The following is a 21651-nucleotide window of genomic DNA, read 5'->3' as shown; positions in this document are numbered from 1 at the left end:
TCCAAAAATCAAACCCCCGGAGAAAACCAGCATGTTGCAAGCCTACCGTGACCATGTTGCCGAGCGTGCGGCGCTCGGCATCCCGCCGCTGCCCCTGTCGGCACAGCAGACCGCCGACCTGATCGAGCGCATCAAGCAGGCCGACGCCACCGATGCCGACGGCCTGCTCGACCTGCTGACGCACCGCGTGCCGGCCGGCGTGGACGATGCGGCTAAGGTCAAGGCCAGCTACCTCGCGGCCGTGGCCCACGGTACCGAGAAGACGGCGCTGATCAGCCGCGCGCAGGCGACGCAACTGCTGGGCACCATGCTCGGCGGCTACAACATCAGCCCGCTGATCGACCTGCTCGACGATGCCGAGGTGGCGCCCGTCGCGGCCGAAGGCCTGAAGAAGACGCTGCTGATGTTCGACCAGTTCCACGACGTCAAGGAAAAGGCCGACGCCGGCAACGCGCACGCCAAGGCGGTGCTGCAGAGCTGGGCCGATGCCGAGTGGTTCACCAGCCGCCCCGAAGTGCCGCAGAGCCTGACGGTCAGCATCTTCAAGGTGACCGGCGAGACCAACACCGACGACCTGTCGCCCGCGCCCGACGCCTGGAGCCGCCCCGACATCCCGCTGCATGCGCTGGCCATGCTGAAGAACAAGCGCGACGGCATCACGCCCGAGGAAGACGGCAAGCGCGGCCCGATCAAGTTCATCGAGGACCTGCGTGCCCGCGGCAACCTGGTGGCCTACGTGGGCGACGTGGTCGGCACCGGCTCCAGCCGCAAGTCGGCCACCAACTCGGTGCTGTGGTTCACCGGCGAAGACATTCCGTACGTGCCGAACAAGCGCTTCGGCGGCGTCACGCTGGGCAACAAGATCGCCCCGATCTTCTACAACACGATGGAAGACGCCGGCGCGCTGCCGATCGAGCTCGACGTGAACCAGATGAACATGGGCGACGTGATCGAGCTGCGCCCCTACGAAGGCAAGGCGCTGAAGGACGGCCAGGTCATCGCCGAATTCACCGTCAAGAGCGACGTACTGTTCGACGAAGTGCGCGCCGGCGGCCGCATTCCGCTGATCATCGGCCGCGGCCTGACCGCCAAGGCGCGCGAAGCGCTCGGCCTGCCCGCATCGACCCTGTTCCGCCTGCCGCAGGACCCGGCCGACAGCGGCAAGGGCTTCTCGCTCGCGCAGAAGATGGTCGGCCGTGCCTGCGGCCTGGCCGAAGGCCAGGGCGTGCGCCCGGGCACCTACTGCGAGCCGCGCATGACCTCGGTCGGCAGCCAGGACACCACCGGCCCGATGACCCGCGACGAGCTGAAGGACCTGGCCTGCCTGGGCTTCTCGGCCGACCTGGTGATGCAGTCCTTCTGCCACACCGCGGCGTACCCCAAGCCGGTCGACGTGAAGACCCACCACGAGCTGCCCGACTTCATCAGCACCCGCGGCGGCATCAGCCTGCGTCCGGGCGACGGCGTGATCCACAGCTGGCTCAACCGCTTCCTGCTGCCCGATACCGTCGGCACCGGCGGCGACAGCCACACCCGGTTCCCGATCGGCATCAGCTTCCCGGCCGGCTCCGGCCTGGTGGCCTTCGCGGCCGCTACCGGCGTCATGCCGCTCGACATGCCCGAATCGGTGCTGGTGCGCTTCAAGGGCGAGAAGATGCAGCCCGGCGTGACCCTGCGCGACCTGGTCAACGCGATCCCGCTGTACGCGATCAAGGCCGGCCTGCTGACGGTCGAGAAGAAGGGCAAGAAGAACATCTTCTCCGGCCGCATCCTCGAGATCGAAGGCTTGCCGAACCTGAAGGTGGAGCAGGCGTTCGAACTGTCCGACGCCTCGGCCGAGCGCTCGGCCGCCGGCTGCTCGGTCAAGCTCAACAAGGAGCCGATCATCGAGTACATCAACAGCAACATCACCCTGATGCGCTGGATGATCTCCGAAGGCTACGCCGACGCCCGCACCCTGGGCCGCCGGATCGCCGCCCAGGAAGCCTGGCTGAAAAACCCGCAGCTGCTCGAAGGCGATGCCGATGCCGAGTACGCCGCGGTCATCGAGATCGACCTGGCCGACATCCACGAGCCGATCGTCGCCTGCCCGAACGACCCCGACGACGTGAAGACGCTGTCGGACGTGGCCGGCGCGCACATCGACGAGGTGTTCATCGGATCGTGCATGACCAACATCGGCCACTTCCGCGCAGCCTCCAAGCTGCTCGAGGGCAAGCGCGACATGCCGGTCAAGCTGTGGATCGCGCCGCCGACCAAGATGGATGCGCAGAAGCTCAGCGATGAAGGCCACTACGGCGTCTTCGGCACCGCCGGCGCGCGGACCGAGATGCCCGGCTGCTCGCTGTGCATGGGCAATCAGGCGCAGGTGCGCGAAGGTGCCACGGTGATGTCGACCAGCACCCGCAATTTCCCGAACCGCCTAGGCAAGAACACCAACGTGTACCTGGGCTCTGCCGAGCTGGCCGCCATCTGCTCCAAGCTGGGCCGGATCCCGACCAAGGAAGAGTACATGGCCGACATGGGTGTGCTCAACGCCAACAGCAGCGAGGTCTACCAGTACCTGAACTTCGACAAGATCGCGTCGTTCCAGGAAGCTGCCGCCACCGTGCCGGCCTGACCGGCCGCACCGGGCGCGCAAGCGCCCGGTAGCCAGCACCAAGCAAAAAGCCCGCTGGCGATGCCAGCGGGCTTTTTTTTGTCTTTTGCTATCGAAACAGTAGCTGGATGTCGGCGCCGGACGCCGGCTACAGCCCGTTTCCGCTCGCAAAAGGCGGCGGATCAGTCCTTCGGCCGGAACACCAGCAGCAGCGAGGAGGGCACCCGGCCGTCGATGTCCTTCGGCAGCGTGTCGGTCTTGTCGATCGCCTTGAGCACCGCATCGTCCCAGGCCGGGTTGCCGCTCGACTTGCTGAGCCGGCGGCCGACGATGGTGCCGTCGGGCGCGGCCCGCACCTCGACCTCGGCCCGCGGGTTGCCCGGGCCGTCGTCGGCGAAGACGATGTTGGGCTTGACCTTGGCCGCCACCCGGCCTGCGTAGCCGCCCGAGGGGCCGGAGGAGCGCAGGTCGGAGCCGGTCGCGGTGGCGCCACCGGTGGCGCCCGCCATGCCCTGCATCCGCTTCAGGTTCGCCTGGCGGTCGGCTTCGCGCTGGGCGTTGGCCTGCGCTTCGGCCTTGGCCTGCTTCGCCTTGTCCTGCTGCGCCTGCTTTTCGCGGGCGTCCTTTTCCTTGGCGAGCTTCTCGGCTTTTTCCTTGTCGGCCTTTTCCTTCTCGGCCTTCTCGCGCTTCTCTTCCTGCAGCCGCTCCTGCTCCTTCTGCTTGTCGAGCTGGGCCTGCTTCTCGCGGGCTTCCTTGTCCTTGGCGAGCTTTTCCGCCTTGTCCTTCTCGGCCTTCAGCTGTTGTTCCTTGAGCTTCTGCTGCCTGGCCTGTTCCAGTTGCAGCTGGCGCTCCTTCTCCTTCTCGCGCAGTTCTTTCTGGCGCTGCATCGCGATGTCGGCGTCCCGGGTGTCGGGCGGCGGCGCCGGCGTCGGAGCGGGTGCGGGCGGCGGTGGCGGAGGAGCGGGTGGTGGCTCGGGCGCCGGCGGGCGCGGGACCGGCGGCGGTGCGGGCGGGACCGGCGTCTCCACCGCGCGCGGTGCGGCCTGTTTCGGCACGGCCGACCACAGTTCCGCCTCGACCGCCGGGCTGTCGGACGCGGTCTTCCAGTGCACGCCCCAGGTGAGGGCGGCGAGCAGGGCCAGGTGGGCCAGCACCGCCAGGCCTACGGCACGCGGGGTGCCGTCGGGTTCCGGCGGAGCGAAGGGGTTGCGTTCGGAGGAGGGGTGCAGCATGGAATGTGGTCGGGTGCCGGGGGCCGCTCAGGGCGCCAGCTGCACCGACAGGCCCACACGCTGGACGCCCGCGCGCTGCAGCGTGTCCATCACCTTCACCACCGTCTCGTACTTCACGCTGCGGTCGGCGCTGATCACCACCGCGCTCGTCGAACTGCCGGCGGCCGCGGCATTCGGCGTCGCGCTGGCGGCGGCGGCATCGGCCTGGCGCACCGCATTGGCCACGTCGCGCATCGTGGTGGGGGCGGTGCGATCGGCGGTCTTGATCTGCAGGGTCTCGTCCTTGCCGACCACGATCTGGATCACCCGGTCGGGCTGCTTGTTGGCCTTGCCGATCGAAGGAAGGTCGACGGTGCTCGGCGTGATGAGCGGCGCGGTGACCATGAAGATGATCAGCAGCACCAGCATCACGTCGATGAAGGGCAGCATGTTGGGTTCGCTCATCGAGCGGCGACCGCGGCCGCGGGAAGCCATGTCGGGCATCGTGTCTCCTAGGGGGCCGCGGTGTCAGTGGCCCGACGCCGATTGCGCGCCGAGGTTGCGCTGCAGGATGTTGGAGAACTCCTCGATGAAGGTCTCCTGGTGGATGGATACCCGGTCGATGTCCCGGGAGAAGCGGTTATAGGCGACGACGGCCGGAATCGCCGCGAACAGGCCGATGGCCGTGGCGACCAGCGCCTCGGCGATGCCGGGGGCCACCGTGCTCAGCGTGACCTGCGCCAGGGCCGACAGGCCGGTGAACGCATGCATGATCCCCCAGACCGTGCCGAACAGGCCCACGTAGGGCGAGACCGAGCCGACCGTGGCCATGAAGGACATGTTCGATTCGACCATGTCCATCTCGCGCTGGAAGCTGGCCCGCATCGCACGGCGCGCGCCGTCGAGCAGGGTGCCGGGATCGGCCACACGGCGCTCGCGCAGCTTCTGGTACTCGCGCATGCCGCTCGCGAAGATGCGCTCCATCGGGCCGGCATTCTTGGCGTTGGACGCGGCGGCCGCGAAGAGGTCGTTGAGGCTGGTACCCGACCAGAATTCGCGCTCGAAGTCTTCGTTGAGCGCCTTGATCCGGCGCAGCGCGAAGAACTTGCGGAAGATCGCCGCCCAGCTGGCGATCGAGACGCCCATCAGCAGCAGCATCACGGCCTGTACCACCCAGCTGGCATTGAGTACCAGGTGCAGGATGGACATGTCTTGTTGGTTCATTTCTTGAGGACTTCCAGGAGTTGCGGCGGGATCCGTGCGGGCCGCAGTGTAGAGGCTTCGACCCAGCCGATGCGAATGGTTCCTTCGCACAGCAGCGTCGGCGCACCGGAGGGGTCGGGCGCCGTGGTGCAGAAGGCTTGCTGGGCGATTGTCAGTGACGCGCCGCGGTTGTCCTGCAGGCGTGCTGTTACAAGGAGTTCGTCGTCGAGACGCGCCGGCTGCCGGTAGCGCACCTGCGTTTCCAGCACCACGAACATGCCGCCGGTCGCCTCGCGCAGCCGCTGCTGGCCGTGGCCGAGCGAGCGCAGCCATTCGGTGCGGGCACGCTCGAAGAACTTCAGGTAGTTGGCGTAGAAGACGATGCCGCCGGCATCGGTGTCTTCCCAGTAGACCCGGATCGGAAACGAGAAGGCCATGGCGATGCGCGGTGCAGCAACTACGCCAGCAGCGCCTGCAGCCGCGCCGCCGCTTCCTGCAGATGCGCCATCGAGCTGGCGGTGGAGAAGCGGATGTGCTGCGCGGTGCCGGCACTGCCGAAGTCGCGGCCCGGCGTGACGGCGATGCCCGCGCGGTCCATCAGGGCGAAGGCCAGCTCCCAGCTGTCGGCCACGCCCAGGCGCTTGCAGGCGTCGGTGCAGTCGGCCCAGGCGTAGAAGGCGCCGTCGGGCATCACCGCCACCGGCAGCCCGGCGGCGGCCAGCGCGGGGATGAAGAAATCGCGGCGCGCCTTGAATTCGGCCCGGCGGCGTTCGTACTCGGCGATGCTGTCGGGCTCGAAGCAGGCGAGCGCCGCATGCTGGGCGACGGTGCTGGCGCAGATGAAGAGGTTCTGCGCCAAGCGCTCCACCACCGGCACCAGCGCATCCGGCACCACCAGCCAGCCGAGCCGCCAACCGGTCATGTGGAAGTACTTGCTGAAGCTGTTGATGCTGACGATGTCGTCGCCCAGCGCCAGGGCCGACTGGCCGAAGGTGGCGTCGTAGCTCAGGCCCAGGTAGATCTCGTCGACGATGGTGATGCCGTCGCGGGCCCGCACAGCGGCATGGATGCGCCGCAGCTCGTCGGGGTGGATCGAGGTGCCGGTGGGGTTGGAGGGCGAGGCCAGCAGCACGCCACGGGTACGTGCGGTCCAGGCGGCTTCGACCTGCGCGGCGTTGAGCTGGAAACGGTCGGCCGCGGTCGTCGGCACCATCACCGCCGTGCCTTCGGCGGCGCTCACGAAATGCCGGTTGCACGGATAGCTGGGGTCGGGCATCAGCACCTCGTCGCCGGCATCCACCAGCGCCAGGCAGGCGAGCTGCAGGGCGGCCGAGGCGCCCGCCGTCACCGCGATCCGGCGCGCCGGCACCATGATGCCGAAGCGCTCGGCGTACCAGTGCGAGATGCGCTCCCGCAGCGCGGGCAGGCCCATCGCCGGGGTGTACTGGGTGGTGCCGGCATGCACCGCACGGGCGGCGGCCTCCTGCACCCGCGGCGGCGCGGTGAAGTCCGGCTCGCCGATGTTGAGGAAGATCATCGGCTGCCCGCTGTCGGCCACCGCGCGGGCGCGCTCCACCGCCGCCTTGGCCACTTCCATCACATAGAAGGGCTCGATCTTCTCGGCGCGACGGGAGATCCGCAGCGGCCCGCTCATGCGGAGGCGGTGCCGACGTTGCGCGAACGGTCGGCGGCGACTTCGGCTGCGCGCAGGGACGGTGCGAGGCCGTTCAGCACGCCGTTGACGTACTTGTGGCCGTCGGTGCCGCCGAACTCCTTGGCCAGTTCGATGCACTCGTTGATCACCACCCGCCACGGCACGTCGAGGCAGTTGCGGAACTCGTAGACGCCGATCCACATTACCGCGTGCTCGATCGGCGACAGTTCGGTCAGCTTGCGGTCGAGCAGGGGCTCGATCAGGCCGTTCTGCAGGTCCACGTCGGCGATGCAGCCGTGCAGCAGGGCGTCGTAGTGCACCGCATCGGCCTTGTGGAAGCCCGACAGGTCGCGGGTGAAGTGGTCGATCGCGGTGGGCTCGTTGTGGCCCACCAGGTACTGGTAGAGAGCCTGGAGCGCGAATTCGCGCGAGCGGCTGCGCGGCGGCTTGGCGGAAGCCTTGCGGGCGCCGGTGCTGGTGGTGCCAGGCTTCTTCGTCGGAGCGGCAGATGCCGCGGGGGCGGGGCCCGCAGGGGATTCGACGGCGGGGATTTCTTTGTCTTCGGTCATGTCAGGGTGTCCAGCAGGTTCGCCATCTCGACGGCGACCTGTGCCGCGTCGCGACCCTTTTCGGTCTGTCGCGCCACGGCTTGTTCGAGGTTTTCGGTGGTGAGGATCGCATTGGCGATCGGCAGGCGGTGGTCCAGCGACACGCGGGTCACGCCCGCGCCCGATTCGTTGGCCACCAGTTCGAAGTGGTAGGTCTCGCCGCGGATGATGCAGCCGAGCGCGACCAGCGCGTCGTGCCGGCCGGCCGCCGCCATCGCCTGCAGGGCCAGCGGCACTTCGAGCGCGCCGGGCACCAGGACGTGCTCGATGTTCTTGTCGGCCACGCCCAGCGCTATCAGTTCTGCGCGGCAGGCGGCGGCCAGGGCATCGGTGATGCCGGCGTTGAAGCGGGCCTGCACGATGCCGATCGAAAGCTTGCGGCCGTCGGCGCGCACGCCCTGGCCTTTGTCTGCACCCAACATTTTTTCAGTCCTTCTGGAGATAGCCGACCAACTCCAGGCCGTAGCCGGTCATGCTGGGCATGCGGCGCGGCGCGCCGAGCAGATTCATCCGGCGCACGCCGCATTCGCGCAGGATCTGCGCGCCGATGCCGTAGGTGCGCAGATCCATGCGGCCGCGCTCGGGCGCCTGGGCCGCGCGGGCGGTGCCCTCGAATTGCGCGAGCAGCTCGTCCGCGCCTTCGCCGCAGTTCAGCAGCACCACCACGCCCCTGCCTTCGTCGGCCACATGGCGCAGGCTGGCGTCGAGCGTCCAGCTGTGCATGTTGCGGTCGACCTCCAGCGCATCCAGCACCGACAGCGGCTCGTGCACCCGGGCCGGCACCACGTCGTCGGGCGCCCACTCGCCGCGCACCAGGGCCAGGTGCACGCCCCGGCTCGGCTTGTCGCGGAACGCATGGGCGGTGAACGGGCCGGCAGCGGTATTGAGGGTCCGGCTGCCGATCTTCTCGACCAGCGAATCGTGGCGGCTGCGGTGCTCGATCAGGTCGGCGATCGTGCCGATCTTCAGGCCGTGCTGCGCGGCGAAGATCTGCAGGTCGGGCAGGCGCGCCATCGTGCCGTCGTCGTTCATCACCTCGCAGATGACCGATGCAGGGCTGCAGCCGGCCATCGCGGCCAGGTCGCAGCCAGCCTCGGTATGGCCGGCCCGCATCAGCACGCCGCCGTCGACCGCCTGCAGCGGAAAGATGTGCCCGGGCTGCACCAGGTCGCTGGCCTGCGCGTCGCGCGCCACCGCAGCCTGCACCGTGCGGGCCCGGTCGGCGGCGGAGATGCCGGTGGTCACGCCCTCGGCCGCCTCGATCGACACGGTGAACGCGGTCGAATACTTGCCGCCGTTGCGCGTCACCATCGGCGGCAGCTGCAGCCGCTCACACATGTCGCGCGAGAGGGTCAGGCAGATCAGCCCGCGCGCATGGCGGGCCATGAAGTTGATCGATTCGGCGCTGACATGGTCGGCCGCGATGACGAGATCGCCCTCGTTCTCGCGGTCTTCCTCGTCCACCAGGATGACGATGCGGCCGGCGCGCAGCTCGGCGACGATCTCTTCGACCGGCGAAACGGAAACGGGGGTCAGGGCGCTCATGCGGAAGGCAGGCCCGGGGCCTGGTGGGAAGGGGAATGTGAAGGAGCGTCGGCGGCAACCGCAGGTGCCCGCGTCGCCGTGGCAGGAGCTGCCGCGGAGGGCAAAGCGGCCATCGACAGCATGCGCTCGACATAGCGCGCCACGGTGTCGATCTCGAGGTTGACCGCGCCGCCGGCCTGCAGCGCATGCAGCGCCGTATTCTGTACCGTGTGCGGGATCAGGTTGATATGCACGACGGCCGCACCGCCGGCCACGTCGTCCACCCGGTTGACGGTGAGGCTCACCCCGTTGACCGTGATCGAGCCCTTGTACGCCAGGTAGCGCGCCAGAAACGCCGGCGCCTCGATCTGCAGATCGTAGCTTTCGCCGACGGGTGCGAAGCGCAGCACCGTGCCGATCCCGTCCACATGCCCCGACACGATGTGGCCGCCGAGGCGGTCGTGCGCGCGCAGCGCCTTCTCGAGGTTGATCGGCGTGCCGACGCCGTCGAGGCCCGCAGTCTTGTCGAGCGACTCGGCCGAGATGTCGATGGTGAACCGGCCGGCGGCCGGATCGAAGCCGGTGACCGTCATGCACGCGCCGTTGAGCGCGATGCTGTCGCCGAGACCTACGTCGTCCAGGTAGCCGGGCGGCGCCTCCAGCGTGAGCCGCTTGCCGAATTGCTGCTGGACTGTAGTGCCCAGGTCTTCCACGGCGCCGATGCGCCCCACGCCAGTGATGATTCCGGTGAACATCCGGATATTTTCGCAGGGATTGGGGCCGGGTCGGTCCCGAGGGTCAACCAGACCGTCGCCCATCTAGCGCTACCGCCGGACGACGCGCGCCACCACCCGGATGTCATCGCCCACCATGTCGGCAGACACGAATTCAAGACGGGTGGCGTGATCCAAACTTGTCAATTTTTCCAATTGGGCTAGCGGCAACCCACGACCTAGCAGTTGTGGTCCTACGTAGATGACCAACTCGTCTACCAAGCCGTTGTTAAGGAAGGCACCATTGAGCGTGCTGCCTGCTTCGACATGCAGAATGCTCAGACCCCTTTGAGTCAGATCTGCGACCATAGCGGCCAAATTCACCTGGCCGTTTTGCTCAGGTAGCGCAACAATGCATGCGTTGTTGCGCTTGAGGGCAGGGCGACGCAAGGCAGCTGCCTGAGTTGTGTATACCAGTACCTCACGGTCTGGAACGTCAAACAAGCGCGCGTTCGGTGGTGTGCGAAGCTTGCTGTCCACAATTGCGAGGGTGGGCTGAACCTTACGACCCACTAAACGGACGTTTAGCAACGGGTCATCCGCCAAGACGGTACCGATGCCGGTGACAATCGCATCCGCCTTCGCGCGCCATGCATGGCCGTCCATCCGCGCTTGTTCTCCGGTAATCCATTTGCTGGACCCATTAAGGAGTGCGGTATGTCCGTCTAACGAAATGGCCACCTTAAGGCGGACATAGGGAATCCGATCAGCCGTCCTTGCTGCACGCTCTGCATGTTCCGCGACCATCACGAGCCTGAACTACTGCAGTCGGCATCAGAAGAACTGAGAGGTTTGCACACGCGGACACGACCAGTCTTGGAGACCTTGATGCGGCGCGTCTGTTCCAGTTGCTGCGTACCGCTGATGTCTTTGCGCTGGATGGTCAAGGTCTGATCGGCAAGAGTGCTGCCAGTTGCGCGGGGATAGCCCGAACCATTGAAGGAAATGTAGGGAGTGGACTCGAAGGCGGTCCCGTTACCCACTACCTCGAAATAACTTGGCAGCGGAGTGTTGTAAGTAGCGATTACGCGGTCGCCGGCGCTTTTGGTATTGTCGAGATCGTTATCTACGAACAGCGTCCAGCCATTTTCCCATGCTCCGGAATTTGGAACGATGAAAGAGTTCGTGTTTTCCTTCATCGCTTCACCACGCACTGCGTTGATGGCGCTCAATAGGCTGTTCGCTGCACCGCTCAGTTCGGAATTCCGCTGAAACGCGACAAAACTGGGCACACCAACAGCCAATAAAACTGCGGCAATCGAGATGGTCACCATCAACTCAATGAGCGTAAAGCCGCCCGATCGTCGCCAAGCTGGCAGTTCATGCTTGCCGCCTAAAGAATTAGTGGTGCTCATGGCCAACATATCCTCGAGTTGTTCTGTACGGTGTTGGAGCCATCAAGGCAATCGCGCTGGCCCGTACTGGTTAGCCGCAACTCGGTGATCCGAGGATCAGGATTGGCAGCAGAAGGCCGCGCAACGATCCGTACACACTCCCGCATGCCGAGACTGTTTCCTTGTGCATCGGGACAAGCTTGAGCAGAGAGCAAGAACGCCGCGGTGGTTTGGGAATCGCCCGAGAAGGTTTTAAAGGGAACGGCAGGATTTACTGTGCCCGCCGTATTGGTGAAGGCGACATAGGTGCCGCGCTGGGTCATGAAACGTTCCTGTTGCTGCATCAGTTCGGCCAATGCGGTGCGGGCCTGCGCACGGCGTCCTTTGCGAACGGATTCGACATACGAGGGGTACGCGATGGCTGCAAGGATCCCCACGATGGCGACGACGATCATGAGTTCGATCAAGGTGAACCCATGTTGCCGTCCTACCGATCCCAAAAAAAGTCGGTATCTGTTTTGCATCATTGCGCCTTGAGTTCCTGATAATTGTTGATCTGGCGCCAACTCAATCTTCCAGCCACCAGTTTGGTTTCGACGATAGTTGAAGTCGCTTGGCCCTTCGAGCCACTTTGGATGACCTGCGTGCGTTCTGTTTTGATCTGGCGCCCGGTGGCGTCCTTTCTATCGTAAGTGACTGCAGAGGACACATCCAGCGCCAGAGGCGCCCCCATGATGCCTACCGTGGACACCTTGGTCGAACCGGTCCCCTTGTCTATATTGATGACGTACTCGTATCCACTTCCGCCGTCGGCGCCGCAAGTGTTGGCGCCCCCGGAAACGCCAGGAATGAGCGTCCCAAAAATGAGGAAATTATTGGCAAGTAGGCTGTTGCTGACCTGCCGTTCGCCAGAGCTAGGTAGATCGAAATACCATCCTGACCGTATCGCTGTGTTGCTTTGGTTTGTTCTGGCGCGGCCCCAAATAAAAGGGTCTACGCTCACCGTGCCGGCAGATTGATTGACCGTACCTGCCTTCAACCTCGAGCGATCGGAAACCAAACTGACCGCGTTCGAGCTATCGGCTGAAGTCTCTTCCAAACTGTCGTAAATTGCGTAGACCGAGTTCACAGCGACGCTGGTGCGATCTGAAACCTCCAGGTATTTCCCAGTGCCGAACGCTACGTACAACGCTTTCGCGTTTTCGCTTCTCGCAAGAATGGGCGAGACCGTGATTGGCTGGATATTCCCCAGAGAATCTTTAGCAATGTAGAGCGGATACGGCGTCGTGGCAGTGGTTTTATAGGGGGACAGTGTTTCCAGGCTCCAGCTCGACGTTCCGTTCACGGCAAGAAGAGAGAAGTTCGCTTTCCACATATTTCCATGGAGGTCTCCCATGAATATATCGGTCACTTCCGCGTTGGTGCCGAGTGCGGCTTGGAAATTGATCAGGCCCGTCGCATTCAGCACGGCCGTGGCAGCATTGATGGGCAGACTCAACTTGAAGTAGTTCGTACCCAGCGTCCATCCTGTGCCGTAAGGTTTGCTCAGATCTAGAAGGAACAGCGCCGGCTTGCCGGTGGAACTGTAGCGTGAATTTTCTGGGACGTAGTTATTGACCCCGCTCGCTACCGCCGCAAAATATTTAAAAGTGGGCGTAGCATCCGCTAGCCGATTTGTACGCAGCTTCAAAATCTGAGGTTTGCCTACAACGTAGCCCATGTCCGCGTCGTCCGATGCCTTGAATTCCCAAAGAACGTTCGAGGCGGTGAAGGTCGACGGATTGGTGACATCCAGCGCATAGACGCCACGTCCACCTGCGCCCGTTGCGCCCACCAGCACCGTCTTGAAATCGCTGGCGGCACCGGTCGAGGCAGTCCGCGCCTCGGCCACTACCTGGCTGCCGTCCACATAGCTCTGGTGGCTGCTCACATACGTCTTGCTGGTCAATGCGGCGAGCTTAGGCCCCATCCAGCTGGGAATGTACGCAAAGACTTCGTTGCCTCCCGTGCTGTCGGCGGTGGCATTGAAGGCATGCAGCATGCCGTCGTTGGCACCGACGAACACTGTCGGGGTGCGGTCCTTGTTGTTCTGGTAGAACGTCGCATAGCCTGCGTCGGAAATGGTGGTGGTGGGTGCTCCGAGATAGCTGACACCCGAGTTGATGATGTCGCCCAACAGCTTGTTGCGAACCCGGAAAGGATTGCCCTCCTTGCTTCGATCGCCTCGCAGATAGTTCAGCCGGTCTTGCGCCACCGCTGCGGAATCCGCGGTCGAAGTAGGCGTCTCCTTTGCCAAGTTGGTCTGCAGCGCAGCTTCCAAGTTGGCCCATATGAACGGGGTAGCTGCAGCAGTGGCGGTGGGTGTCTGCAAACCGACCACGATATTGCGGGCCGTACTGCGTGCAGTCAATTTAGTACCGGCTTCCCAAGTATTTGCAGTGTTGATACTCACATTGTTGTTCGTGTCGACAGACACCGGCACGGCGAGCAGGTCGCCGCTCCAGTCGGCCGTGTTGAACGTCGCTTGGTAGGTGACATTGCCGGACTGGATTAGGTTGCTCCCCTGCGCGGCACTTCCGGCGATGCTTCGCGCCACCGTTGCGGAGCGGCTGAAAATTTCGTCGAACGCGTTCAGTACACCGCGCGCACTGCTTTGCAGGTAAAAACTGGAGGCTTCGCCAGCCGCATCGCGTTTCTGCCACACATCGTTGTTGTTGTTGCCGCTCTTGTCTTTGAAAGGATTACCGACCACATTGAATGGGCGGCTGCCGGGGTTTGACGGATCTGCTTCAAAACCGCCGTATTTGGCGGCCATGAAAAGTTGGTTTTGATTGCGCCGGTAATAGGTGCTCGTCGAGTTTCCGTACTCGTTCACGTCGAAGGTATAAGTTTTCACGCGAAGTCCGGGACGGCGTTTCGCGGCCACACTCCAGTCCGCGCCGCGAATATCGTGGGTATGCGCCCAGTAGGCGGTTCCCATGATGGCGCGGCCCTGGCTGCTGTTGGGTACATCGTTGTTCGCGGTATTGGGATTGCCCGTGGTGCGGTTGGCACCCTGACCATCGACATATACCGAGGACTGGTTTTTCTCGAAAGCTTGCACGATCCCGGTCCAATAGCCGATATCGGGAATATTGTTGCTGGGACTTGCAGCGGGAAACCGCGTGCCGTCGTGCGTGTTGACATCTCCGATCACCACGATGTTGCTTTTGAGGCAGGCATAGTCGCCGGTCGGGCTGTGGTCTTTGAAAGGGTCGAGTCCTGACCAGTTCGTGAATACCGGAAAGCCGTCGTACATCGCAGTGGTGAGGTTGTTCACCGCATCAGCGCTCGGATCCATGCCTTGCATGTAGCGAAGCGTTTCGTAATACAGCTCGCCGATCGGATCGAATGTCTTGTACCGCCCCGGGGTAGGTCCGGTGCGACCGAATTTATTGAGGTAGTTGACCACGCCGCTGATGGGCGTTGTCTGCGATGTATCGTTGTCCGGATTGGCTTTGAACACTCCAGTCACCGCATCCCACTCGGCTGCCGGATTGCCGCCCGTCGGTGTATTTTCCTGACCGAGCGTGTTGAAAGTTCTTTGACCCACGTACTTCATCGGTGCGCGTAGTACGCCGCCATAGCGACCGTTGTTGTAGCTGGCGGTAGGGTCCATCAGGTACCCGAATGCAGCCAGTCGCAGCTGGTCGCTATAGCGCTGGATCGCGCCTACGGGTTTGAATTTTCCGGACTGCTGCCGAATACACATGGCGTAGTCACGTACATCCGTGAGCGTGCCGGCAGTATCGCTCGCGCATACCTGCACCCGTGCGAAAAAGAAGCCGTCGGAGTTCAAGCCGACCGAACTGTCGGGAACGGTTCCGGTGTAATCGCGGATGTAGCAGCTCTTGACGGTGCCGGGAGCCGGGTCGCCGAGCGTGTTGTCGCACCGAACATCGTCGTACGCTACATAGGTCATCCAGCCGCCGTTGCTGGAAGACGTGCCTGTTGCGCCGTAGAGCACTTCCTTGCGGCCGGTGAAACTGCAAACGTTGTTCTCGGTCGCGCAGGCCGAGCGCGCTCCAAAGGCTGTCACGGCGCCGGTCCGGGTACTGTAGGACGCATTGGTGACGAAAGACGCCGTAGACGTGGCTGACAGGGTGTAGCTACTCGCCGAGCCCGAGGTGTTTCCTGTCTTCGCCGTACCGAAGTAGATTCTGTTCAGCGTGTTGGCAACCCAAATGTCGTTGCCGTTCGCAGCCGTGATCATGCGAGCAGGTACTGCGCCCCAATAGGTACCGGTGGCCCCGCCGTCTTTCTGCAGGCGTTTTGCGGGAAAGTTCGAACTGTTCCAAAAATGGTTGGGATCGCCGTTGGGCAGCACGGCACGTTGCAAGATGGTCAAGTCGGTGCGGTCGATGTAGCGGTCGCCGCCGGACAGCGACAGGCGCAACATGTCGATTGCCGAGTTGCTTACCCAGTTGAGAAAATTGCCGCTGAACGCGTCGGTGCACTTCCTGCTCGTGGCGGGGCCGCTGCGGTCGAAACGTTTGTAGTCGGCCTTTGTCAGCCCGGTATCGGGTGTCTCCGCGGGGGCGTCGTTGTATACATAGCAGCTTTCAGCGTCGTAGTAGCCCAAGTATTCTTTGGTATTGGCATACGTCGGATCTTCGCTGTTGCTCCCGGAATCGTCCCGTATGTACTGTGCACCTACGGTGGGATATTCGACCGAAAGCGCCATGGCCAGCGTGGGTTTGTCTCCACTGCTCGTGGCGTATAGCGGGTCGCTCGATAGCGTGATCGCTTTGATGGCTGGCGGGCCGGATTGCCCCATAACCAATATCGAGAAAACCGCGGCTGATGCAACGGCACCGCCAACTGCGACTTTGCGGACATGCCGCAGCGGGACGGAGGGGAGATTTCGAGTGAAAGCGAATGGCATAGAGTTCTTTCAGCTCAGTTCCTGAAAATCATCTGAACGACCGACTGGGTACGCTCTTGTGGCCCGTAACCGATCGACGTGACCCGAAAGACATACTTCTCGCAGACGACGGACGCATTTCGGCATGGTTGGCCGTTGTCGCGGATGGCCTCTACCAAGTAGCGCGGCTTTTTCGCGGACAGCACGCCGGTCTGGTTGTTGTCCACGGCATTAGGAAAGGCTCTTCCCGTTTTATCGCCGTATCCAACCGTTTTCGCGTCGGTGGTCAAGTACTTCAGCCATGCAGGTTTGTCGGTCGCGACCGTGGGAAGCAGGCACAGCCCCAGGAGATCGTCGGTACCGCTGCAATCAGCAGAGAAATTGGCAAGGTTGACGGTCTTGACAATGGTCTGCCCAGCATTAGGACCGCCCGCGGCGCCGATATCGTTGGTGCCGAAGACCTCAGACCGCGAAATAGCTGACTTGCTTGGCAGCTGGCGAATGTCGTATTCGGCATCGACCAGCGCAGCCTCCGCCGCCTGCCAAGATACTTGTCCATCGCGGTCGTTGCGCGCACCACGCTCGGACATCATGGAAACCTGCACAGCGCTGATGCCCAAAATGGAGACCACTACCAAGATCATCATCACCATGATCAGCGACGCGCCGCGTTGCAGCGCTGCTGCTTGCAGCATGGAGCCGACTCGCCATTGGCTGGAGCGTATCGAAAAGGGGGTCATAACGTGCTCTTTCCACGTTCGTCGAACGTGGGCTGAAAATTGCGCAGATGCACCGTGAACGACAGCGTCTGGCGAAGACGGCCATCGTTGGGCGCACGGTAGACCGTGCCGACGTCGTTAGCCGATGCCATACCCGACCCATCGGCCCCTGACGCGGTCTTTGCTTTGCCGAAGGGGTAGTAGTCGGTCGTGCTCTCGGCTACCTGCGCCGAATTGGGCGGGCCCTGCAACACCAATCCGATGCGGATACTGCGAACCCGACGCCAGTTGGCACGGGTGGCTACGTCGTTGCCAGTCACTGTCAGCTGGTCGGCGCGCAGATAGCTGTCGGGTCGCACTGGATCGGCCGCTCCGGCTGTGGGTGCGGTTCCCGCGGTGACGCCATCTACTCCATAAAGCACTTGGAAACTCTCGACGCCACCTACGATGGGCTGACCCGTATTGGGTCCCCGACTGCACATCAACGACGAACCGCCCGCAGAACTTGTGCTCAGATAAATTACGCTTACGGAGCGATCGGCGCGGTTAGCAGGTACCGCGCTGACAACGCTGCCATCGCAATTGATCATACTTTTGTCGGTGACGCCGGATCCCGGAAACGTTTCAACAGCCTGATATCGCAAGATCAGAATGTCGCTGCCATCCGATGTGGTCCTGGCAACACCAGTATTGAATGGATCCGAATCCGACGATGTCGCATTGTTGAAGCCGAAAACTCCGGACGGTGGATCCTGATCGACCGTAGCCTCGTTGCTTATCGGGAGCGTCACATAGCGGACGTCCTGAAACCCCACCTGGACGCCGAGCCGGTTGATCAGGTCCTGCACGAACCTTCCGTTGTCGCGGATCTGCGATGCAGCGTCCACCGTGGTGAATCCGCGCCGCGCGACGGTGAGGGCTGCGACCGCGGCCATGACGACCACCAAGCTGACCACCATCGCGACCAGCAGTTCGATCAGGGTCATGCCCTGTTGAAAGGCGCCTGGCGTGTGGTGCATGGCACCGCGGGCAGGTCGATTTTTTCGGCGGTTCACATGCGCTCCTCAATTGCCACCGGGATCACCACGCCAGGGGACGAACCTGTTGCGCTCGCGAGTTCTGGCGTGTTGGAAGATCCGCTGCCGCGATTGAGCGGATTTCGGGTCCATCCCAGTTTGATGGTGGCCAGCCCGTTGGCCGCGGTGCCTGAGCAGTCCCAGACGGGCAGTCCTGACGCAAAGGGCGCATTGTCGAAGCAGATCACGACACGCGCACCAGGGAGTTGTTCGTCGACACGCGCCAGCCATTCGGTCACCTGAGCTCGGGCCAGCTTGAGGTTGTTCGCGCTGTTGGCTGTCACGTTGGCGGCGCTGGACGGGCTGAGCGTGCCACCGCAGCTGCTGCCGATAAAAAGGCAGCCCTCGAACGTCGTGGGCGTCAGAGGTGCCGTAAGGCTGAGCAGGTAGGGATTGGCCGTCGCTGTCGCTTCGATCGAGATGTCGGGATTGCCGCGCATCATCTCGGCCATTTCGCGTCCCAGGTTGGTGGCCACCGACTGCAGCCGCGCATCCCGGTTCGCCTGGATCGCCGATGCCTGCAGCCCCACCATGCCCAGCAGCCCGAACGAGAAGATCACGATGGAAACGAGCACCTCGACGAGCGAGAAGCCCCTGGTGTGTACCCGGCGGTGGAGGTGCTGCAGTGGCATAGGGGTGTACGGTGATCGGGGATAATCGATTGTCCTGAAGCGTGTAAGTTTCGGGTAACCGCAAGTCCGCCCTGGCTCACCGTCTGGCAGCCGGACAGCCGTGCCGCCCCCCCAGGCGGCCGGCGATTCCTCCCGTTTTTCTGCGATTCATGTCCTCTTCCCCACTTCTTCTCGTCCGTCCCGCCGAACTTTCCGATGCCGCCGCCGTGGCTGCGCTGCACCGCCCGGAAGCCGCGCCGACCCCCCGCCAGGTCGCTTTCTGGCGCGAGGCGATCGAGTTCGGCGAGCCGCTGATCCACGTCGCCGACAAGGGTGGCCAGCTGGTCGGCTTCGTCGGCTTCGACCGTTCCCGCGACCCCAAGACCAAGCCGACCGTGGGCGAGGTCTGGGCACTGCATGTGCTGCCTGACGAGCAGGGGCAGGGCGTCGGCCTGGCCCTGTGGGATGCCGCCCGGGAAGGGCTGGAAGAGGAGGGTTGCACCGTGGTGACCGCCTGGGTCCAACTGCGGGAAGAGCGCGCCCTGCGCTTCTTCGAGCTCGCCGGCTTCAAGCGCGAGATGACCACGCTGCGCACGGCATTGGTCGGCGTGGAGCGGCTGGAGGAAATCCGCCTCAAGCGCAACGTCGTCTGATTCTTTTTTTGGATAGAAACGTGGCCGCAGCCGGCGTCTGACGCCGGCTGTCAGCTATCGAATTGGTAGCATCCGGGCTGTCGCCGCGTGGTGGGCCCTCTCGACAGGAGACTTACCGCCATGACCCAGAGCCCGGTCGCCTCGACCGCCCCGGCCCGCCCGCAACCCGCGCCGCGCAGCGCCTACCGCGCCTTTCGCACCCTCGTCACCCGCTGGTCCGACAACGACGTCTACGGCCACGTCAACAACGTCGTCTACTACGGCTGGTTCGACACGGCGGTCAATGCGCACCTGATCGAGCAGGGCGCGCTCGACATCCACGCCGGCGCGACGATCGGGCTGGTGATCGAGTCGCACTGCAACTACTTCGCGCCGCTGGCCTTTCCGGAGCCGGTCGAGCTGGGGCTGCGCGTCGGCACGCTCGGCACCTCCAGCGTGCGGTACGAACTGGGCGTGTTCGCGGCCGGCGGGGAGAGCACCGCGGCCCACGGGCATTTCGTGCACGTCTATGTCGATGCCGAGACCCGGCGGCCGGTACCGCTGCCGGCGCGGTTGCGCGAGGTGCTGGAAGCGCTGCGGGGCCCGGCCGCCTAGACGACCGGGCCCCGCGGGGCGCGGGCGGCACCGGGTGGCGCCGCCTTCTTCGCTTATCAGTTGTCGCCCAGCACCAGGCCCTCGCGGCGCGGGTCGGCGCCGCCCTGCAGGGTCTGGCTGCCGTTGCTGACGGTGCGGATGACGGTGCCGATGCCGCTCGACTGGGCCGCGGTCGAGACCGTGTGGCCCAGGGCGCGCAGGCCGGTGATCAGCGGATCGCCGTTGCCGTTGTTGGCCAGGTTCAGCACCGGATGCTCGCCGCCCAGGTTGGTGGTCGGGCTGTTGGCCGCGCCGAAGTCGACCAGCGAGGTGGCCTGCTGCGCGTCCAGGCCCCAGTCCAGCGCGCCGACCACGGTCTTGGTGACGTACTGGATGATGGTGCTGCCGCCCGGCGAGCCGGTGCCCATCAGGAACTCGCCGCGGCTGCCGTCGGCCGCCTTGGCGAAGACCAGCGTCGGCGCCATCGAGCTGCGGGGGCGCTTGCCGGCCTGCAGCTTGTTGGCGACCGGCAGGCCGGCCGTGTCGGTCGGCGTGGCCGAGAAGTCGGTCAGCTGGTTGTTCAGGATGAAGCCCTGGGTGAAGTGGAACGAGCCCATGCCGGCCTCCACCGTGGTGGTCATCGAGACGGCGTTGCCGGCCGCGTCCACGATGGTGAAGTGGGTGGTGCCGCGCTCTTCCAGCGGCACGACGCCCATCCGGGTGCTGCCGAACACGCCCGCGCTGGCGGTGCCCAGGCTGCGGGTGGGGCTGATCAGCGCCGCGCGGCTCTTCATGTAGTTCTTGTTCAGCAGCGTGTCCCAGCTGTTGCCGGGCAGCGGCGTGAAGTCGGTGTCGGCCACGTAGGCGTCGCGGTCGGCATAGGCCAGGCGCTCGGCCTCGCTCACCAGGTGCACGCCCTGGACCGTCGGGCGGCCGCCCTCGGCCAGGCTGCCGGTCGGCTTGAGCGGTGCCAGGTCGAAGTTCTCCAGGATGCCGAGTGCCTGCGCCACGGCGATGCCGCCGGAGGAGGGCGGCGACATGCCGCAGACCCAGTAGGCGCGGTAGGTGGTGCAGACCGGGTCGCGGCGCTTGGCCTGGTAGCCGGCCAGGTCGCTCAGCTCGGTCAGGCCGGGCGTGATCGCCACGGCCGGCGATCCGCCACTGGTGACCTTGATCTTGGAGACGATGCCCTGGGCGACCGGGCCGGTGTAGAAGGCGTTGGCGCCGCCCTGCGCGAGGGTGCCCAGGGTGGTGGCGTAGGCCGGGTTCTGCAGCCGCGTGCCCAGCGCCTTGGGCGTGCCGTCGGCATTGAAGAAATAGGCGGTGGCTTCGGCATCGCGCTTCAGGCCGGCGGCGCCGCCGGCGATCGCGTCGGCCATGCGGCCGCCGATCAGGAAGCCGTCGCGCGCCAGGCCGATCGCCGGGGTGAACAGTTCCGACCAGGGGCGCTGGCCGTGGTCCTGCCAGGCCAGCTCCAGCATGCGCACCGCGCCGGGCGTGCCGATGGAGCGTCCGCTGGCGCGGGCGCCGCCGGGCTGGGGCAGGCTGCGGTCGGTGTCGCTCACCCAGCGCAGGTAGTTCTCGGTGGCGGCGGCAGGCGCCGTCTCGCGGCCGTCGTAGGCCTGCACCGTCTTGTTCTTGGCGTCGTAGTACAGCATGAAGGCGCCGCCGCCGAGGCCGGAGGATTGCGGCTCCACCAGGCCCAGCACCATCTGCACCGCCACCGCCGCGTCTGCCGCGGTACCGCCGTTCTTCAGCACGTCGCAGCCGGCCTTCGAGGCCAGCGGGTTCGCGGTGACGACTATGTACTTCTTGGCGCTGACCGCCGTCTTGCCCAGGCGGTAGCCGCTGGCCGCTTCGGGCGCCGACGGGTCGCCCGCCAGGCCGGAGCCGACGACGACCGCGCCGCCGGTGGAGGTGGTCAGCGCGCAGGAATTGAGGGAGAAGTCGACCGGCACGTTGCCGCCACCGCCGCCGTCGCCACCGCCGCAACTGGCCAGCGCCAGGACGGCCGAGGCGATCAGGGCTGCACGCAGGCAGGTGGGCATGGGGCCGGCCGGCGTCCGGCGCGGGGTGAGGGTGGCATGTGCAATCGGCATGTCGACTTTCTTCGTGATGGGTTGTGGGCCGCATTCTCCCTGCTGGAATGCGCCGCGGAAGGCCCGCGAGGGTCTTCCCTAGGATGCAAGAGGCATGCCGGCGGCGAAGGG

20 protein-coding genes are annotated in these 21651 nt (G+C 64.8%); 3 read left to right on the top strand and 17 right to left on the bottom strand.

Going from position 1 to position 21651, the window contains the following annotated elements:
* Positions 1 to 31: 31 nt before the first annotated feature.
* Positions 32 to 2620 carry a bifunctional aconitate hydratase 2/2-methylisocitrate dehydratase gene (gene acnB, locus ASE76_RS02200; RefSeq protein WP_055834010.1) on the top strand — a complete coding sequence of 863 codons (2589 nt, stop codon included), beginning with the start codon at positions 32 to 34 and terminating at the stop codon, positions 2618 to 2620.
* Between the two features lie 161 nt (positions 2621 to 2781).
* On the opposite strand, the gene tolA is transcribed toward acnB, so the two are convergent.
* The 16 genes from tolA to pilV all read right to left on the bottom strand — a co-directional run bounded on the left by tolA (position 2782) and on the right by pilV (position 18236).
* Positions 2782 to 3828 carry a cell envelope integrity protein TolA gene (gene tolA / locus ASE76_RS02195; RefSeq protein ID WP_055835506.1) on the bottom strand — a complete coding sequence of 349 codons (1047 nt, stop codon included), beginning with the start codon at positions 3826 to 3828 and terminating at the stop codon, positions 2782 to 2784.
* A 30-nt stretch (positions 3829 to 3858) separates the two neighbouring features.
* Positions 3859 to 4314: a biopolymer transporter ExbD gene (locus tag ASE76_RS02190; RefSeq protein ID WP_055834007.1), complete on the bottom strand. Its 456-nt coding sequence runs from the start codon at positions 4312 to 4314 to the stop codon at positions 3859 to 3861.
* 24 nt (positions 4315 to 4338) lie between these two features.
* A complete protein-coding gene (gene tolQ, locus ASE76_RS02185) occupies positions 4339 to 5034 on the bottom strand; it encodes a protein TolQ (RefSeq protein WP_055834004.1) in 696 nt (231 codons plus the stop codon).
* Positions 5031 to 5450, bottom strand: coding sequence for a tol-pal system-associated acyl-CoA thioesterase (gene ybgC / locus ASE76_RS02180; RefSeq protein WP_055834001.1), 420 nt, complete (start codon positions 5448 to 5450; stop codon positions 5031 to 5033). The genes tolQ and ybgC overlap by 4 nt, the downstream gene beginning before the upstream one ends.
* Positions 5451 to 5470: 20 nt before the next feature.
* A complete protein-coding gene (locus ASE76_RS02175; protein WP_055835503.1) occupies positions 5471 to 6655 on the bottom strand; it encodes a pyridoxal phosphate-dependent aminotransferase in 1185 nt (394 codons plus the stop codon).
* Positions 6656 to 6663: 8 nt separating this feature from the next.
* Positions 6664 to 7236, bottom strand: coding sequence for a transcription antitermination factor NusB (gene nusB, locus ASE76_RS02170; protein ID WP_082447856.1), 573 nt, complete (start codon positions 7234 to 7236; stop codon positions 6664 to 6666).
* A complete protein-coding gene (gene ribH / locus ASE76_RS02165; protein WP_055833998.1) occupies positions 7233 to 7697 on the bottom strand; it encodes a 6,7-dimethyl-8-ribityllumazine synthase in 465 nt (154 codons plus the stop codon). The genes nusB and ribH overlap by 4 nt, the downstream gene beginning before the upstream one ends.
* A 4-nt stretch (positions 7698 to 7701) precedes the next feature.
* Positions 7702 to 8820, bottom strand: coding sequence for a bifunctional 3,4-dihydroxy-2-butanone-4-phosphate synthase/GTP cyclohydrolase II (gene ribBA, locus ASE76_RS02160; RefSeq protein WP_055833995.1), 1119 nt, complete (start codon positions 8818 to 8820; stop codon positions 7702 to 7704).
* Positions 8817 to 9554, bottom strand: a complete 738-nt coding sequence (locus tag ASE76_RS02155) for a riboflavin synthase (protein ID WP_082447855.1) — start codon at positions 9552 to 9554, stop codon at positions 8817 to 8819. Before ASE76_RS02155 ends, ribBA begins: the two co-directional genes overlap by 4 nt.
* A gap of 69 nt (positions 9555 to 9623) precedes the next feature.
* Positions 9624 to 10319 (bottom strand): RibD family protein, encoded by a 696-nt coding sequence (locus ASE76_RS19840; RefSeq protein WP_082447854.1) that lies wholly within the window; start codon positions 10317 to 10319, stop codon positions 9624 to 9626.
* Positions 10319 to 10927 (bottom strand): GspH/FimT family pseudopilin, encoded by a 609-nt coding sequence (locus tag ASE76_RS02150; RefSeq protein ID WP_055833992.1) that lies wholly within the window; start codon positions 10925 to 10927, stop codon positions 10319 to 10321. The genes ASE76_RS19840 and ASE76_RS02150 overlap by 1 nt, the downstream gene beginning before the upstream one ends.
* Positions 10924 to 11430 carry a type IV pilin protein gene (locus ASE76_RS02145; RefSeq protein ID WP_055835497.1) on the bottom strand — a complete coding sequence of 169 codons (507 nt, stop codon included), beginning with the start codon at positions 11428 to 11430 and terminating at the stop codon, positions 10924 to 10926. The genes ASE76_RS02150 and ASE76_RS02145 overlap by 4 nt, the downstream gene beginning before the upstream one ends.
* Complete coding sequence (locus ASE76_RS02140; RefSeq protein ID WP_055833989.1) at positions 11430 to 15830, bottom strand: pilus assembly protein; 4401 nt, start codon at positions 15828 to 15830, stop codon at positions 11430 to 11432. Before ASE76_RS02140 ends, ASE76_RS02145 begins: the two co-directional genes overlap by 1 nt.
* Before the next feature lie 14 nt (positions 15831 to 15844).
* Positions 15845 to 16504, bottom strand: a complete 660-nt coding sequence (locus tag ASE76_RS02135) for a PilX N-terminal domain-containing pilus assembly protein (protein ID WP_055833984.1) — start codon at positions 16502 to 16504, stop codon at positions 15845 to 15847.
* Between the two features lie 41 nt (positions 16505 to 16545).
* Positions 16546 to 17547, bottom strand: coding sequence for a PilW family protein (locus ASE76_RS02130; RefSeq protein ID WP_055833980.1), 1002 nt, complete (start codon positions 17545 to 17547; stop codon positions 16546 to 16548).
* Positions 17548 to 17579: 32 nt separating this feature from the next.
* A complete protein-coding gene (gene pilV, locus ASE76_RS02125) occupies positions 17580 to 18236 on the bottom strand; it encodes a type IV pilus modification protein PilV (RefSeq protein ID WP_055833977.1) in 657 nt (218 codons plus the stop codon).
* A 149-nt stretch (positions 18237 to 18385) separates the two neighbouring features.
* Here pilV and ASE76_RS02120 point away from each other — a divergent pair, with 149 nt between their 5' ends.
* Both ASE76_RS02120 and ASE76_RS02115 read left to right on the top strand, forming a co-directional pair.
* Entirely contained in the window at positions 18386 to 18868 is a 483-nt protein-coding gene (locus ASE76_RS02120; RefSeq protein WP_055833975.1) for a GNAT family N-acetyltransferase, read from the top strand.
* A 120-nt stretch (positions 18869 to 18988) separates the two neighbouring features.
* Positions 18989 to 19462, top strand: coding sequence for a thioesterase family protein (locus ASE76_RS02115; RefSeq protein WP_055833973.1), 474 nt, complete (start codon positions 18989 to 18991; stop codon positions 19460 to 19462).
* 56 nt (positions 19463 to 19518) lie between these two features.
* On the opposite strand, the gene ggt is transcribed toward ASE76_RS02115, so the two are convergent.
* Positions 19519 to 21489, bottom strand: coding sequence for a gamma-glutamyltransferase (gene ggt / locus ASE76_RS02110; RefSeq protein WP_055833970.1), 1971 nt, complete (start codon positions 21487 to 21489; stop codon positions 19519 to 19521).
* Positions 21490 to 21651 lie beyond the last annotated feature (162 nt).

The organism is Xylophilus sp. Leaf220 (assembly GCF_001421705.1).
GTDB lineage: Bacteria > Pseudomonadota > Gammaproteobacteria > Burkholderiales > Burkholderiaceae_C > Xylophilus.
Note: the sequence above shows the minus strand (reverse complement) of the source record. Positions and strands in the feature narration are given on the sequence as shown.

Excerpts from the sequence above, each read along its gene's own strand:
- nusB (WP_082447856.1), bottom strand. The coding sequence starts at position 7,236 with ATGACCGAAGACAAAGAAATCCCCGCCGTCGAATCCCCTGCGGGCCCC.
- ASE76_RS02120 (WP_055833975.1), top strand. The coding sequence starts at position 18,386 with ATGTCCTCTTCCCCACTTCTTCTCGTCCGTCCCGCCGAACTTTCCGAT.
- ASE76_RS02140 (WP_055833989.1), bottom strand. The coding sequence starts at position 15,830 with ATGCCATTCGCTTTCACTCGAAATCTCCCCTCCGTCCCGCTGCGGCAT.
- ASE76_RS02130 (WP_055833980.1), bottom strand. The coding sequence starts at position 17,547 with ATGCACCACACGCCAGGCGCCTTTCAACAGGGCATGACCCTGATCGAA.
- acnB (WP_055834010.1), top strand. The coding sequence starts at position 32 with ATGTTGCAAGCCTACCGTGACCATGTTGCCGAGCGTGCGGCGCTCGGC.
- ASE76_RS02190 (WP_055834007.1), bottom strand. The coding sequence starts at position 4,314 with ATGCCCGACATGGCTTCCCGCGGCCGCGGTCGCCGCTCGATGAGCGAA.
- ribH (WP_055833998.1), bottom strand. The coding sequence starts at position 7,697 with ATGTTGGGTGCAGACAAAGGCCAGGGCGTGCGCGCCGACGGCCGCAAG.
- ybgC (WP_055834001.1), bottom strand. The coding sequence starts at position 5,450 with ATGGCCTTCTCGTTTCCGATCCGGGTCTACTGGGAAGACACCGATGCC.
- ASE76_RS02135 (WP_055833984.1), bottom strand. The coding sequence starts at position 16,504 with ATGCTGCAAGCAGCAGCGCTGCAACGCGGCGCGTCGCTGATCATGGTG.
- ASE76_RS02145 (WP_055835497.1), bottom strand. The coding sequence starts at position 11,430 with ATGCAAAACAGATACCGACTTTTTTTGGGATCGGTAGGACGGCAACAT.
- tolQ (WP_055834004.1), bottom strand. The coding sequence starts at position 5,034 with ATGAACCAACAAGACATGTCCATCCTGCACCTGGTACTCAATGCCAGC.
- ASE76_RS02155 (WP_082447855.1), bottom strand. The coding sequence starts at position 9,554 with ATGTTCACCGGAATCATCACTGGCGTGGGGCGCATCGGCGCCGTGGAA.
- pilV (WP_055833977.1), bottom strand. The coding sequence starts at position 18,236 with ATGCCACTGCAGCACCTCCACCGCCGGGTACACACCAGGGGCTTCTCG.
- ASE76_RS02115 (WP_055833973.1), top strand. The coding sequence starts at position 18,989 with ATGACCCAGAGCCCGGTCGCCTCGACCGCCCCGGCCCGCCCGCAACCC.
- ribBA (WP_055833995.1), bottom strand. The coding sequence starts at position 8,820 with ATGAGCGCCCTGACCCCCGTTTCCGTTTCGCCGGTCGAAGAGATCGTC.
- ggt (WP_055833970.1), bottom strand. The coding sequence starts at position 21,489 with ATGCCCACCTGCCTGCGTGCAGCCCTGATCGCCTCGGCCGTCCTGGCG.
- ASE76_RS02150 (WP_055833992.1), bottom strand. The coding sequence starts at position 10,927 with ATGAGCACCACTAATTCTTTAGGCGGCAAGCATGAACTGCCAGCTTGG.
- ASE76_RS19840 (WP_082447854.1), bottom strand. The coding sequence starts at position 10,319 with ATGGTCGCGGAACATGCAGAGCGTGCAGCAAGGACGGCTGATCGGATT.